This window comes from Dokdonella sp., from assembly GCF_019634815.1.
Taxonomy (GTDB): domain Bacteria; phylum Pseudomonadota; class Gammaproteobacteria; order Xanthomonadales; family Rhodanobacteraceae; genus Dokdonella_A.
On the sequence record NZ_JAHCAP010000021.1, the window covers coordinates 1 to 13984 of the forward strand.

The following is a 13984-nucleotide window of genomic DNA, read 5'->3' on the forward strand; positions in this document are numbered from 1 at the left end:
CGGGAAAGGTCTTTGCTTGACCCTGCTCCCCTCCGTGTACTCCGTGTGCTTCGTGTTTCAGTCTTTTCCGTTTTCGCTACAACCTTCGACGGAGAACGCCAATGACGTTCATGCAGTCGCGGCAATCCGCGTGGCTTCGGGAAAGGTCTTTGCTTGCCCCTGCTCCCCTCCGTGTGCTCCGTGTGCTCCGTGTTTCAGTCTTTTCCGTTTTCGCTACAACCTTCGACGGAGAACGCCAATGACGTTCATGCAGTCGCTGCAAGCCGCGTGGCAACGCAATGCGTCGCTGGTCTGCGTCGGGCTCGATCCCGAGCCGGCAAGGTTTCCCGTGCACCTGCGCGGCCGAACCGATGCGGTGTTCGAGTTCTGCCGCGACATCGTCGATGCGACTGCGGATCTGGTCTGCGCATTCAAGCCGCAGATCGCGCACTTCGCGGCGTTGCGCGCTGAGGATGCGCTCGAACGCCTGATCGCGCATATCCATGCAAAGCATTCCGCTGTGCCGGTGATTCTCGATGCCAAGCGCGGCGACATCGGTTCGACCGCGCAGCACTACGCGAGCGAAGCCTTCGATCGCTATCGCGCCGATGCAGTCACGCTCAATCCTTACCTCGGCCGTGATTCGGTCGCGCCCTTTCTCGAACGCGCCGACAAGGGCGCGATCCTGCTGTGCCGAACTTCCAATCCGGGTGGAGCGGATTTTCAGGCGCTCGATTGCGCTGGCGCACCGCTCTACCTGCACGTGGCCGAAACCATCGCCCGCGACTGGAATGGCAATCGCAACTGCGCGCTTGTGACGGGCGCGACCTGGCCGCAGGAACTGGGTCGCGTGCGCGCCGTGGTTGGCGCCATGCCCCTGCTCGTGCCCGGCATCGGCGCCCAGGGCGGTGATCTCGAGGCCGTGCTCGAACATGGTCTCGACACCAGCGGAAGCGGCCTTCTCATCAGTTCATCGCGCGCGATCCTCTACGCCGGAGATGGCGAGGATTTCGCCATCGCCGCGCGCGCCGCAGCCCTGCAACTGCGCGACGCGATCAACCGCCAACGCCAAGGCTGAAGGTGTCCCGGCCTTGCGGATGACCGGGCCCGAAGCGTTCGAACAAGGCGCAACGAGCTTTCTCAATCCGATTCGAATCCGCTGCCAAAGATCACGTCGTTGCGCCAGATCTGCCGGGTGCTTTGGACCTGCGCAGGGGATCTGCCGTCTCCATGCGTGCGGCCGACGGCACGCAAATACGAGAAACCGAGCGGCACCTGGACGCCGGTGCGCTGCCACCCCCCGGCGACACGTGACATCAAGCCCAGCGCGCTGTAGCTGATGCCATCGATCGAGGCATACAGTGTGGGCGACCCATCCACTTCCGGACCATTGCCGGAGCGCAACCAAGTAGCCGTATCGCCTTGAAGATCGAGCGACTGTCGCGCGGACTCAGGCCGCGACAAGCGAGCCAGATAGGTCCGCACCGCCCCGCCGAGTTGCGTGAAGGCGCCAGACAACAGGATCTTGCCATCGGCCTCCACCGTCACTTTTCCCTCGCTCCCCACGGGGGCAACGAAATCGGTGTCGAGACTGCCATCTGCATTCAGGCGTGCCAATCCCGAACGGCTGTAGCCGCCGATGCTGCCGAACAGTCCGCTGAGCAAGTACTTGCCGTCGGCCTGCAGGGCCATGTGCTGGACGTTGTCGTTCGGCGTCGGAGGCACGAAGCTGACATCGGGACTGCCGTCGCTCATGAGCCGCGCGATGAACGCACGCTCGAAGCCGCCCACATGGAGGAATGAACCACCGATTGCGATCTTGCCGTCCGGCTGCAAAACGATCGCATGGACAGACCCTTCGCCGAGAGCACCCCCTGCGAAGCTCATGTCGAGGCTGCCATCGGAATCGAGTCTGGCCAAGGCCTGACTCACGTGCCCCGCCACATTCGAGAAAGAGCCGCCAATCAGGATGCGGCCATCCTGCTGCACGGCCAGGGCATTGATGTAGCTGTCCACCTCGACATCGGCAAAGCTCGGATCAAGACTGCCGTTTGCGTTCAATCGTGCGAGATACGTTCGCGGCTGCCCGTTGATGACGGTGAAGTCCCCACTGATCAGGATCTTGCCATCGGCCTGCAGGGCCATGATGCCAACCGAGCCATCGATGTCCGGACCGACAAAGCTGGTATCGAGGCTACCGTTGTCGTACAAGCGGGCCACGCGTTTTCGAGCCTGCCCGTTGACCGTATTGAACCACCCGCCGATCAGGATCTTGCCATCGGCCTGGAACGCAAAACCGTTGACTGACAGGTCGGCCGTGGCCAGGAACGATTCCTCGAGGCGACCGGATGCATCCAGCCGCGCAATGTGTTGGCGCGGCTGCCACTGAAACTGGGTGAAGTTGCCGCCCAGCAGAATCTTGCCGTCCGCTTGCACGGCACTGGTATGAATGAAACTGTCGGAATGCATGTCGACCAGCGTGGCATCCACGCTGCCATCGACGTGGATCCGCTCCAGCGGCTGGCAAACTCCGGGCAACAACGAGATGCAGTGCCCGCCAAAGACGACATTGCCATCGGCTTGCAGGGCCAGGCTGAGGACTGTGCCATGCGTCATGCGGTTGGCAAATGCCGGATCAAGGCTGCCATCGGAGTGCAGGCGCGCGATTCCTTCGCGCGTTTGCCCGCCGACGTTTGTGAACTCGCCGCCGATCATCACCGTTCCATCGGGCTGCAGGAGCAAGTCATTGATCGCGCCATCGATGCCCGGGCCGTAGAAGTCCGGATCGACGCTGCCATCCGCATTCAAACGCGCAATGTTGGTGCGTGCAAGACCATCGATGTTGGCGAAATCGCCAGCAACCAGCAGCTTGCCATCGGCCAGGGGCACGAGCGCGCGGACCGGGCCATCGACGTTCGGGTCGCGGAAACTGGTGTCGAGGCTGCCATCGGCCTTGATCCGAGCGAGATGCTTGCGGCTGGCACCGCCGACTGAAGTGAACGCGCCGCCGATCAGAAGTTTTCCATCGGGCAGTCGGGCCACGACGTCCGGCATCCCGTCCAGGTTAGCGTCCACGAAGCCCGGATCGACCGCGCCATCGGGATGCAGACGGGCAAGATACGGCCGCGCAATGCCGCCGATCGACGAGAAGGATCCGGCAACGAGCAGCTTGCCATCGGGCAGGATCGACAGACTCGACATTGACCCATCCATGCCGCTGCCACTGAAGGCCACGCCCGGATCGCCGAAACTCGCATCGACACTACCATCGGGCATCAATCGGGCAAGCCGCATGCGCCCCTGCCCATTCACCGAAGTGAACAGTCCACCGAACAGGATCTTGCCATCGTCCTGCACCGCAATGGCCGTACCGATGCCATCGGTGATCGTGCCCATCAGGCCGGGATCCAATGTGCCGTCCGGCAGCAATCGGCACAGACTGGCGCAATGCTGGTTGTTGACGGTGATGAAGTCTCCTGCGAAAAGAATCTTGCCGTCTGCCTGCACGGCAACCGTCGTTACGAAACCTGGAGTCGGTCCCACATTGGACGTGATGACCATCGGCGCAAAGCCGTCGTTGATGTTTTGCGCAAGCGCCGGAAGCATGAGCGAAGCGGCCCCGAGAGCGAGCAGCAACCGGACACCGCAATGCAGTCCTCGCCGGAAAGTTCCGTCGACAACCCGATCCAGCGGTTCTGCCCCGCGACGTCCAATGGCAATCCCGTGCACGCCTGACAGGCGAGCGGCCAAACCCGTGAAAACCCGAACCCTCATGGCATTCCTCCCATGGCTCCGCGCAAGCGATTCGTCACCACGTGGCGACAACCCGAAGTGTTTCGAGCGGGCCACGGCATGTCTTCGGGAAACTCCGAAGAGCGTCTGATTGCGCCATTGGAAAGTGCTTGGGAAAACCTCTGGATTTCGCAACCCATTGATTTGCTATGCTCGTTGGGGGTGGCAAGCTTTCGGGATGGACGTGGACTCAGCGGCCAGCGTGATCCGTTTTGCCAATGTCGAAATCGACTTCGACGGACATCGCCTGCGGGTCGACGGCAAGACCTGGCCGCTTGAGCCCAAGGCGTTCGCCGTATTGGCCCTGCTCGCCCGCCGGCCCGGCCATCTATTCACCCGCGAGGAAATCCTCGACGCGGTGTGGGGTCACTTCCATGTCTCGCCGGGCGTACTCAATCGCATCGCCAGCTTGCTGCGGCAGGCCCTGGGCGAGAACGCCCAGCAGCCTCGCTGGTTGCATACCGTGCATGGTGTCGGCTATCGCCTGGACTTGCCGGAAGACCTGACGATCGATGCGCCTGCCGCGCAGAAAGCTGCGCCGCAGGCGGTTTCGAGTGAGCGCGCGCCCATCAGGGAGCCGCTCTCGGGGAACCCGGCCGCGCATGGGATCACTGCGCCGCAGGCAGTCATCCGCCGAACGCGCGCGGGGCGCCGTGGCCTGCTGTTGATCTTGCTCACGACCCTGGCCATTGGCGCGTCATGGCAGGTGTGGCGCATGACGGTGCATGCAGCGGATCCGGCTTTGCCAGACAAGACGCACCGGCCGACCTTGACCACCGTTGCGGTGCTGCCCTTGGCCAATACATCCGGGGATCCAAGCCAGCAGTTCTTCGCAGACGGAATTTCCGACAACCTGATCGACACCCTGTCCAAGTTCGACGGCTTGAAGGTGATCGGCCGGATATCCTCGTTCCGGTTCCGCGACAGTCACGAAGACATCGAGGCAATCGGCGCTCAGCTGGGTGTCGCTTTCATCATCAGCGGCAATGTGCAGCATGCCGGCAATTCGGTGCGAATTGGCGTGGATCTGATCTCGACCACGGATGGTCACACCGTCTGGGCTGAGCACTACGACCGCCCATACCAGAATCTGTTCGCCCTGCAGGACGAAATCACGCATGCGGTCGCCGTGGCCTTGCGAGCGAAGCTGCGTTCTCCCGACGATGCATCAAACCAGGGCGACCGCCCCCCAACGGCAACATCGATGCCTACAACGCCTATCTGCATGCGCTGAAGTATTGGCACGAGGAAGACTTCCCCGCCGCCGCCGAGCAACTGGAGCGCGCTGTCCAGCTCGCCCCGAACTACGCGATCGCATGGGCGCAGCTGTCGGGGTCGTTGAGCACCATGTCCAGATTCCTGGACAACGATCCATTGATCGCCCGGCAACACAAGCAACGCGCGCACGAAGCAGCGGACAAGGCGCTCGAATTGGCGCCAGGCCTTGGCCAAGCCCACGCTGCTCGCGCCTATCTGGAGTTTTACGAGTTCATGCATGAAAGCGCCTTGGTCGATTGCCGTCATGCAGTTCAACTGGCCCCCGAAGACGACATGGTTCTCAATGGTTGCGCCTTTACCCTCACCGGTATTGGCCGGACCACCGAGGCCCTCGGCTTGCGCGAACGCCTGCTGACGATCGAACCACTGTACAGCGTCAATATCGTCAGGTATGCGCAACTCCTGATGGTGGCCGGGCGACTGGACGAAGCGAAAAAATTTCTCCGCACCGCGGAGACCCTTTCGCCATCGACAGTCAGCAAGCTTCTCTTGCGGATCATCGCCATCATTCGCGGGGAAACAAACGCCGCTTTGGAAATCAGCATGCAGCTGCCGTTCCCGCAGAAGGAGATGGGGGCGGCGATGGCACTGCAAGGCTCCGCTGACCGGAACGCGGCGGATGCGGCGCTGGCGAATGTCCTCGCCAATGAAACCTTGACGAGCACCTCGGCGTACGAAATCGCACAGACCTATGCCTTGCGCGGCGATCTTGAGCAAACCCTGCGATGGCTGGAACGCAGCCACCCCGGGGATCTCCTGTTCGTACTGAACGACCCGCTGATCCTGCGCTTCCGCGACGACCAGGCTCTGATCGCCTTCTGCAAGAAGATCGGGCTGCCTGCCCCGAATGAAAGCGATGCCTTGAGCATCGACCAGATTCGCGCACTGGCTGCAAACGCCAGGCGCAATTGAAGGTATCCCCGAAGTGGCCATCAAGGCGTGCCGTCACCAGGACGCCGGTCCGCATTGAAATCGCGGTGGTCTGCTTGAACCGACCCGCGTTCGCGCGCCATGATGCCTCGTTCCGCTTGTTGAGATCGTGCAAGCACTTTGCGTGGTCCGCCCAAGCGGCCTTGTGTCACCGGCAGAGGCTTACCTGCGTCACCCGCTGCCGCATACGGCGGGGTGACGCCCCGCGCTTCCTGTGATCTGATAGCCCGTCCCGGCCTCCGGGCACAGCCCATCCGACGAGGTGTTCGATGAGTTCCCAGTCCAGCGCGGTGCAACCAGTGGCCCAGTTGACCCTGCGCGCGATCATTCTTTCGGTGATCCTCGCGGTGATCCTCGCCGCAGCCAATGCCTATCTCGGCTTGTTCGCGGGCCTCACGATCGCCACGGCGATTCCCGCAGCCGTGGTGTCGATGGGCGTGCTGCGGCTGCTCGGTGGCGGCACCATCCTCGAGAACAACATCGTGCAGACCGGCGCGTCGGCTGGCTCATCGATCGCGGCCGGGGTGATCTTCACGATCCCCGCGCTGATCATCCTCGGTTACTGGCAGGACTTCCGCTATTCCTGGGTGCTCGCGATCGCTGGCCTCGGTGGCCTGCTCGGCGTGCTGTTCTCGGTGCCGTTGCGGCGCTCGATGATCGTCGAGGAACCCCTGCCCTTCCCCGAAGGCAAGGCGGCAGCCGAAGTACTCAAGGCCGGCGACAACCCGGGGCCTGGCCTGAAGATCCTCGGCCTGTCCGGCCTCATTGGCGCCGTCGTGAAGCTCGCTGCGGCAAGCGGCCTGCGCATGATCCCCGACACCGCCGCGAGCGCAGGCTTCCTCGGCAAGTACCTGGGTTACCTCGGCACCAACCTGTCGCCGGCCTTGCTCGGCGTGGGTTACATCGTCGGTCTCAATGTCGGCATCGTGGTCGTGTCCGGCTCGATCCTGTCCTGGCACATCGCGATTCCTGCCTATTTCGCCTGGTTCATGGATACCGACCCCACGCTGGCCGCAAGCATCGCCAACGCAAGCGCAGCCGATGCGGCCGGCGCGATCTGGTCGGCGAAGATCCGCTATCTGGGCGTGGGCGCGATGCTGATCGGCGGTGTGTGGACGCTGTTCTCGCTGCGCAAGTCCCTGCTCAACGGCGTGAAGAGTGGCTTTGCCGCCGCGCGCAAGGGCGCCGATGCGGCGATCGCCGAAACCGAACGCGACATTCCGATGAAGTGGATGCTGGTTGCGCTGGTTGCGTTCGTTATTCCGCTTGCCCTGCTCTACCACGCGATCGTGCAGACCTGGGGCGTGAGTATCACGATGACACTCATCATGATCGTCGCCGGCTTCCTGTTCGTGTCGGTGTCAGCCTATCTCGCCGGCCTGGTCGGTTCTTCCAACAACCCGGTGTCCGGCATCACGATCGCGACGATCCTGTTCGCCTCGGTCGTGCTCGTGCTCATGCTCGGGCGCGAATCGTCGATCGGCGCGGTGGCCGCGATCATGATCGGTGCGGTGGTGTGCTGTGCGGCTGCTGTGGGCGGCGACAACCTGCAGGACCTCAAGGCCGGTTATCTCGTCGGCGCGACACCGTGGAAGCAACAGCTCATGCTCGCGATCGGCGCGTTCTCCTGCGCGCTCATCATGGCGCCCGTGCTCAACCTGCTGGCCGCCGCCTACGGCATCGGCGCGCCCACGGCCGAACACCCCAATCCCTTGTCGGCGCCGCAGGCAACCCTCATGGCCTCGGTCGCCAAGGGCATGTTCGGCGGCCAGTTGCCGTGGACGATGATCGGCATCGGCGCCGCGATCGGCGCGGCAATCATCGCGCTCGACGAATGGCTGAAGTCGCGCAAGTCGCATTTCCGCGTGCCGGTGCTCGCGGCGGCAATCGGCATTTATCTGCCGCTGGAACTCATGGTGCCGATCTTCCTCGGCGGCCTGCTCGCGCATTTCGTCGAGAAGAAGCACGGCGTCAAGGTGGAGGATGAAGCCGAGCGCGACCGCGTGCATCGTCCGGGCACGCTGTTCTCGGCGGGCCTGATCACCGGCGAGGCGCTCATGGGCATCGCGATCGCGATCCCGATCGTGGTGAGCGCGCGCGCCGATGTGCTCGCGCTGCCCGAAGCCTTCCATTTCAACCAGTGGATAGGCCTGGCCGTGCTCACTGTCGTGGGTTGGCTGCTCTACCGCACGGGCGCGCGCAAGCAAGCCTGATCGAATTGCTCAGCGCCGTGCGCGGAAAACACCGCGCATGGCGAGCGCGGGCAACTTGAACAGGAAATGGGCCCAGATGCCGAGCCAGACGATCACGCGCAACACAGCGCTGTCGGCTGCAGGATCGAACTTGCGGAAATAGCGCCACATGCCGCGATGCTTGGCGCGTGCGACGAACACTGGCCGCGCACGGCTGGATCCGCCCTGTGCATGAGTGACGGTCAGATGCGCCGCATACGCGACATACCAGCCCGCATCGCGCACGCGGCGACACAGGTCGAGGTCCTCGACATGCAGGAAGTAGCCCTCGTCGAAACCACCGATGCGCTCGAACACTGCCCGCGGCAACAGCATGCAGGCGCCCGAGACCGCTTCGAGATACTCGAGTGGCGCATCACCATCACTGACGGGCATTTCCACGCCACCAAGATCGGCGGAATGGGATTCCATGTCGGCCAGTCCGGTGAAGGTCATCACCGCGCGACGCAAGGTCGGCTCGCGCCGACGATTGCCGCGTGCTGGCACGCCCTGCGCATCAAGCACGCACAGGCCGAGCAGACCGATCCGTGCATCGTCGGCAAGGATCGCACGCAGCGATTCAAGTGTGCCGAGCCGCCACAGACAATCGGGATTGAGGAACAGCAGCTCATCGCCGCTGGCCATCGCCGCACCACGATTGCAGGCCGGGCCGAAGCCGAGGTTGGCGGCATTGTGCAACACATGCAGGCGTGGATCCCCGGCATGGGCGGCAGCCACGCGCTCGACTTCGCCATCGCGCGAGGCGTTGTCGACGAGAATCACTTCGAGCGGGACCGCTTCGGCAAGTACCGAAGCCACGCAATCACGCAGCAACGGGCCACTGTCGGCGGCCACGATGATGACGCTGGTCAGTCCGACGGGGACGACATCGCTCATTGCGGCCGGCAATCAGACCGCACCAAGCAGGCGCCCACCCTGCCCGCTTGCGTAAGTCCACAAGGCCGGCCATGCCTCGCAAGACTGCGCGAGCTGATCGGTTTCCTCGCGCAGCAGACGGGCGCAGGCAGCATCGTCGACGCCTTCGGGCCAGTCACCCAGCCGCGGTGAGGCATTGGCGATCAGGGCCTTGCCGTTGGCCTCGATCATCGTGCGCACGTCTGCCTGCCAGTAGATCGGCGCATCGCTGGCACTGTCGTACTGGGTCTGCAAGCGTTCGATGAGATCCGCGCGCACGAAGGCGAGATACTCCTTGAGCTGACGCACCGCGCCACCTGGAGCCGCGGCAGCCACATCGTGCAGATGCGCGGCCAGCAGGCCAAGGCGCTGCGCCGGATCGTCGGAGCGGAACTCGGGCAACTGGCGGCGGATGTAGTCGACGATCCAGTAGTTGAACTTGGGCGTATGCGCAGCCAAGGTCAGCGCTGAACGCTTGCGCTGGGCTTCCTGCGCATGGCCGACCGCGAATGGCAACTCGAGCGCGAGGGCACCGGGGTGACACAGCGCGGTGATGCACGAGAACAGCGCATCCTCGCCACGGCCAGACGGATTGGTACACGGCAACATCACACTGTTGTCGAGCGCGAACGGCGAGAAGGTTGCCGCGTCGCGGACGTTGGCTTGGCGATAGCCGTACCAGATGCTGCCCGCTTCGATGTTGCGCAGGTAGCTGTCGCGGTCGCGCGTGAACTCTGCGCGCGCCGCGGGCGGCAGCTGGTAGAGCCAGTTGGCCGAATCGGTGCGTGAAGCGCCGCAAGCCCCATGCTGAGTTGCGAGCACGGGGGCCTGGCTGCGCAGATGGTCGAGCCGATTGAGCGCCAGGCCGCGCAGGGAACTTGGCTCGATCGCGTAGCGTGAATCCTGCACCAGGTCGCCCAGCGATCGACCCAGTGCTGCCAGGTGAATCTCGAACGGGTCCTCGTCGACTTCTTCCCCGGCGGCCAGGGCATTGTCCAGGTTGCGGTAGAACAGGGTTTCGCCGATCCGCGCAGGATCGGGATCCAGCCCCGGTCGCGCATCGGCAAGGCGGCGCAGCGGCAAGCGGTGGTCGTCATCGAGCAGGATCGCGCGAGCCCCTGCACTGAGCAACAGTGCAAGGTTCCAGGCGCGCCCGCCGCCGAAACGCGTGCGCTCACTGCCGCCAAGCACGATTCGACTCAGAAAGGCCGCGGCGCTCGGCACCGCGCGCGCCAACTTGTCGGTCAGTTGCCGACTCTCAACCGCGCCAACGTAGGTGAGTTTGCAGCCGGTCGCGCGGGCGAATTCACGCAACAGGTCGCGATGCCGGTTGGCTGCTTCAGGTGAAGCCGAATCATCGAGCAACACGTAGTTGCGGTTGCCGCGGTGACGCCGCTCGTAATCGGCAAGTGAAGCGAGCAGATGGGCGAGCTGGTCGGGACGATCGCAGGCGCGGATGAACACGCCACGCAGCGGCGCGATTTCGCGCTGGGCAGCGTGGCCAAGGTTTTGCACGAAGTCCGGTGCCGAAACCAGCAGGCCGCGCCCGACCAGACCTTCGAACACGCGCCGCACGGCTACACGCTGGCCTGCGAGTCCGGATACGGTCGCCATCACGCGCTCGGCGTGCTCGTCGAGCGTGCGAAATTCCCTGCTCTGGTCGAGCGCCTGCAGGACCTGATAGGTCATCACGTGGGTCTGGCCCGTTCGTTTGACCTGAAAGATGCACTCGCTGTTGGAAAGCGATGCGACCACGCCATCTTCCGATGCATACAGCGGCGCATTCGGATCGATTCGCGGCGTGGCGCCCGTGTCCGACGTGTAGTTGATCTGGTAACCCAATGGCGTGCTCATGCGTAAACCCGCGGGCCGCCTCAGCGACTGTGCCTGGCGTCCTGTTCCTGGAGTGTGGCGATCGTGGCCCGCAAGCGCGCGATTTCGGCCTCGAGCCCGGCGATATGGGCGCCGGCAGCCATGTTCTTGCGGATCTCGTGATTGTAATGCGCGTAGACCGATTCTTCGCGGTCTCCGAACCACGACATCGCAGGCAGATCGGCAGGCAGAGCCACCTTGCCGCAGACCGCGAGGTAGTAAATCGGCTCATAGGCCAGGCCTTCCTGCAGAACATCGCCCTCGCGCGCCGCGGTACAAGCCTCTGCCGCCGAGCCGGATGGCGCCAGCGACCAGATCGCCGACTGGAACAGGAGCTTCTGGCCGAACAGTTGGATCTGCGGGAAGTGCGGCTTCAGCAAGGCAAGCAACTCGTCTCGGTAGAGCTCGCGTACATGGAACTCATTGCAAAACCCGGTCAGATCGCTGTAGGTGCGCTTGTCCGGCGAAGACAGGATGAGAACGCCATCGACCGTGAGTACGCGGGAAAACTCCGCCAGCAGGGCCTCCTGCGCCGCAAGGTGTTCGAGCGTCTCGAACGAAACCACCACGTCAAAGGATTGATCCGGGAATGGCAAGCGGGTGATGTCGGCGCATTGGTAGCGCAAGTTGCCGAGTGCCGCGTAGCGGCTGGATGCATGCGCGATCGTGGCCGCATCGATGTCGACGCCAGCCACCTCGCTGGCCACCGCTGCGAGCAGGGCCGAGCCATACCCTTCGCCGCAGGCTGCATCAAGGACGCGCTTGCCCGCAACCAGAGGCCGTGCAAAGGCGTAGCGATGCCAGTGCTCGTACCAGATCTCGCGCACGCATTCGGGCGTGAAGCGCTCACCGGTGAAGGACAGCGTCGGAGATTCGCTCATGCCTTTTCCTCGACTTGCGGCAGCCAGCGGTGCGCGAGTCGAACCAAACCGAACTCGCTGGTGTTTCCACGCACCACCAACGCACGCTCGACCGTCCCGAAAACCCGCAGGCCTTCGGGATCGAGCGGATGTACACGCACGGTGTAGCTTCCTGGCAGCAACTGCGGCTCATCGAAGCGCAAGGCGCAATGGCTTTCGCCGGCGTCGTTGAGCATTGGTTGGTAGCCATCCATCTCGCTGCTCACGCCATAGACAGGTGTTCCGTCGGCACGCACGATGCCGATCGCGATGATCGGCCTGCGGCCTTCGCGCGAGCGCAGGCGCAGTTTTACGCTGAAACCCGCGCCTTGCTCGAGGATCAGCGGCAACTCGCCCTGCGCATCATCGAGCTGGACCTCTTCGACCATGAACTCGAGGTCGCCGCCTGCACGCTCGGTGCCTGAGTCTTGCGCTGCAAGCTTCGACTCCTGATAGGCGAGGTACGCCTGGGTTACGTCGAACACGCCGCCGATCATCGCCACGCGCCCGTCTCGCAGCCAGCAAGCATGTTGGCAGAGTTTCTGGATGTGATACATGCTGTGCGAGACCAGGATCAGGGTGCCGCCGCCGTCGAGATAGTCCTGCATCCAGCGTATGCATTTTTTCTGGAACGCTTCGTCACCCACTGCCAGCACTTCATCGGTGATCAGCAGATCGGGTTTGAGCACCGCGATGATCGCGAATCCAAGGCGCACCACCATGCCAGAGGAATAGTGCTTGACCGGCTGGTCGATGTACTGACCGATGTCGGCGAACTCGATGATCTTCGGCATGCTGGTTTTCAGGCGTGCGCCAGTCATGCCGTGCAGCGCCGCGGTCATCATGATGTTTTCGCGACCGGTCTGGTCCGGATCGAAACCTGCCCCGAGTTCGAGCAAGGCGCCTATTTCGCCGGTCACCGCGACCTTGCCGGAACTCGGCGTGAGCACGCCGGAAATCAGTTTGAGCAAGGTCGACTTGCCTGCGCCATTGGCGCCGATCAGGCCCAGCGATTCACCACGGCGCACTTCGAGGCTGACATCGCTCAACACGGCAGTGCTGTCGATCCGGCGCCGTGACACCAGCAGGCGCCAGAGGGCACGCATCCGATCCCGGTGGTGAAAGGATTTCGGATAGACCTTGCCCAAACCCTCGGTGCGGACGAGTACATCGCTCACAGAAAGTCCTCGAAATGCTTGTCCAGGCGCGTGAACAGCCAGTACCCGCAAAGAAGCGTGCCTGCCGCGACCAGCAATGCGCAGGCCAGACTGGGTGCGGCGATCACACCATGATCGAGCACGATCGCATGAAAGGCCTCGGCGTAGAAGGTGAAGGGATTGAGCGACAACCACGGCTGATACGCCACCGGCATGATCGTGCGGTCATAGAAGACCGGCGCGCAGTAGAGCAGCAGCGGCAACAACTGGGCGAGCAGTTGTACAAGGTCACGCACGAACACTTGCAAGGCAGCCAGCAGCAGCGAAATGCCCAGCGCAAGCGCAAACAAGGGAACGTAGAGCAGGAGTGCAAGCGGCAAGCCAGCGAGCAGACGCACGTGGTCATCGAAGAAATTCAGTGCAACAACGATCACGACAAAGCCGAGCAGATGGATCACGAAGCTGGCACAGACCCGCGCCATCACGAGAATCGCCCGTGGAAAGGCTACCTTGCCGATCAGGGCCGCATTGTCCTGGATTGCCTTGGTGGCATTGAGAATCGCATCGGAAAACGCAGTCCACGGCCAGAGCGCAACCGCGAGGAAGGCGACATAGCCCGGCGCGTCGGCGCCCGGGATCCTGGCGTTGAACACCTTGACGAAGACAAACGCAAAAATGGCCAACTGCAATGCCGGCTGGAACACGGCCCACAGGATTCCGGCAAAGCTTCCGGCAAATCTTGCCCGCAACTCGCGCGCGGCGAACTCATAGGTGAGCGCGATGGTGCTCATCAGGCTGCTTCGCTATGGGCAAGACACACGCCGCCGTCGCCAGTCATGCGCCTGTTGCGCGCCGCGCACCGGAATTGAAGCTGCGTCCCGGGGTTGGTGCCGCCGATCCCGGGGCATTGGCTCGCACGACGCGCCGCAGT

The 13984-nt window shown here is 63.4% G+C and carries 11 protein-coding genes; 5 read left to right on the top strand and 6 right to left on the bottom strand.

Features of this window, described 5'->3' with window-relative positions:
• Positions 1-238 precede the first annotated feature (238 nt).
• Complete coding sequence (gene pyrF / locus KF759_RS10695; RefSeq protein WP_291225282.1) at positions 239-1057, top strand: orotidine-5'-phosphate decarboxylase; 819 nt, start codon at positions 239-241, stop codon at positions 1055-1057.
• A gap of 62 nt (positions 1058-1119) precedes the next feature.
• On the opposite strand, the gene KF759_RS10700 is transcribed toward pyrF, so the two are convergent.
• On the bottom strand, positions 1120-3375 hold the full coding sequence (locus KF759_RS10700; RefSeq protein ID WP_291225284.1) for a delta-60 repeat domain-containing protein: 2256 nt from the start codon (positions 3373-3375) through the stop codon (positions 1120-1122).
• A gap of 51 nt (positions 3376-3426) precedes the next feature.
• Here KF759_RS10700 and KF759_RS10705 point away from each other — a divergent pair, with 51 nt between their 5' ends.
• The 4 genes from KF759_RS10705 (at position 3427) to KF759_RS10720 (ending at position 8192) form a co-directional block, all read left to right on the top strand.
• Positions 3427-3714, top strand: a complete 288-nt coding sequence (locus KF759_RS10705) for a hypothetical protein (protein WP_291225285.1) — start codon at positions 3427-3429, stop codon at positions 3712-3714.
• 235 nt (positions 3715-3949) lie between these two features.
• Positions 3950-5005, top strand: coding sequence for a winged helix-turn-helix domain-containing protein (locus KF759_RS10710; RefSeq protein WP_291225287.1), 1056 nt, complete (start codon positions 3950-3952; stop codon positions 5003-5005).
• A gap of 113 nt (positions 5006-5118) precedes the next feature.
• The gene (locus KF759_RS10715) at positions 5119-5961 is read left to right on the top strand and encodes a hypothetical protein (protein WP_291225289.1); all 843 of its coding nucleotides are present in this window, start codon (positions 5119-5121) and stop codon (positions 5959-5961) included.
• A 287-nt stretch (positions 5962-6248) separates the two neighbouring features.
• Positions 6249-8192 carry an oligopeptide transporter, OPT family gene (locus KF759_RS10720; protein ID WP_291225291.1) on the top strand — a complete coding sequence of 648 codons (1944 nt, stop codon included), beginning with the start codon at positions 6249-6251 and terminating at the stop codon, positions 8190-8192.
• 9 nt (positions 8193-8201) lie between these two features.
• Here the strand turns inward: KF759_RS10720 and KF759_RS10725 are convergent, their stop codons facing one another.
• Genes KF759_RS10725 through KF759_RS10745 form a run of 5 tightly spaced genes read right to left on the bottom strand, consistent with a single transcriptional unit; the run spans position 8202 to position 13844 of the window.
• On the bottom strand, positions 8202-9107 hold the full coding sequence (locus tag KF759_RS10725) for a glycosyltransferase family 2 protein (RefSeq protein WP_291225293.1): 906 nt from the start codon (positions 9105-9107) through the stop codon (positions 8202-8204).
• Positions 9108-9119: 12 nt separating this feature from the next.
• Positions 9120-10979 (bottom strand): hypothetical protein, encoded by a 1860-nt coding sequence (locus KF759_RS10730; protein WP_291225295.1) that lies wholly within the window; start codon positions 10977-10979, stop codon positions 9120-9122.
• A gap of 20 nt (positions 10980-10999) precedes the next feature.
• Positions 11000-11878: a class I SAM-dependent methyltransferase gene (locus KF759_RS10735; protein WP_291225297.1), complete on the bottom strand. Its 879-nt coding sequence runs from the start codon at positions 11876-11878 to the stop codon at positions 11000-11002.
• Positions 11875-13074, bottom strand: a complete 1200-nt coding sequence (locus tag KF759_RS10740) for an ABC transporter ATP-binding protein (protein ID WP_291225299.1) — start codon at positions 13072-13074, stop codon at positions 11875-11877. The genes KF759_RS10735 and KF759_RS10740 overlap by 4 nt, the downstream gene beginning before the upstream one ends.
• On the bottom strand, positions 13071-13844 hold the full coding sequence (locus KF759_RS10745) for an ABC transporter permease (protein ID WP_291225301.1): 774 nt from the start codon (positions 13842-13844) through the stop codon (positions 13071-13073). The genes KF759_RS10740 and KF759_RS10745 overlap by 4 nt, the downstream gene beginning before the upstream one ends.
• Between the last annotated feature and the right edge of the window lie 140 nt (positions 13845-13984).

What these genes read in the sequence shown, in the direction of transcription:
- pyrF (WP_291225282.1), top strand. Translation starts at nt 239, where the DNA reads ATGACGTTCATGCAGTCGCTGCAAGCCGCGTGGCAACGCAATGCGTCG.
- KF759_RS10700 (WP_291225284.1), bottom strand. Translation starts at nt 3,375, where the DNA reads ATGGGCACGATCACCGATGGCATCGGTACGGCCATTGCGGTGCAGGAC.
- KF759_RS10705 (WP_291225285.1), top strand. Translation starts at nt 3,427, where the DNA reads ATGCTGGTTGTTGACGGTGATGAAGTCTCCTGCGAAAAGAATCTTGCC.
- KF759_RS10710 (WP_291225287.1), top strand. Translation starts at nt 3,950, where the DNA reads ATGGACGTGGACTCAGCGGCCAGCGTGATCCGTTTTGCCAATGTCGAA.
- KF759_RS10715 (WP_291225289.1), top strand. Translation starts at nt 5,119, where the DNA reads ATGTCCAGATTCCTGGACAACGATCCATTGATCGCCCGGCAACACAAG.
- KF759_RS10720 (WP_291225291.1), top strand. Translation starts at nt 6,249, where the DNA reads ATGAGTTCCCAGTCCAGCGCGGTGCAACCAGTGGCCCAGTTGACCCTG.
- KF759_RS10725 (WP_291225293.1), bottom strand. Translation starts at nt 9,107, where the DNA reads ATGAGCGATGTCGTCCCCGTCGGACTGACCAGCGTCATCATCGTGGCC.
- KF759_RS10730 (WP_291225295.1), bottom strand. Translation starts at nt 10,979, where the DNA reads ATGAGCACGCCATTGGGTTACCAGATCAACTACACGTCGGACACGGGC.
- KF759_RS10735 (WP_291225297.1), bottom strand. Translation starts at nt 11,878, where the DNA reads ATGAGCGAATCTCCGACGCTGTCCTTCACCGGTGAGCGCTTCACGCCC.
- KF759_RS10745 (WP_291225301.1), bottom strand. Translation starts at nt 13,844, where the DNA reads ATGAGCACCATCGCGCTCACCTATGAGTTCGCCGCGCGCGAGTTGCGG.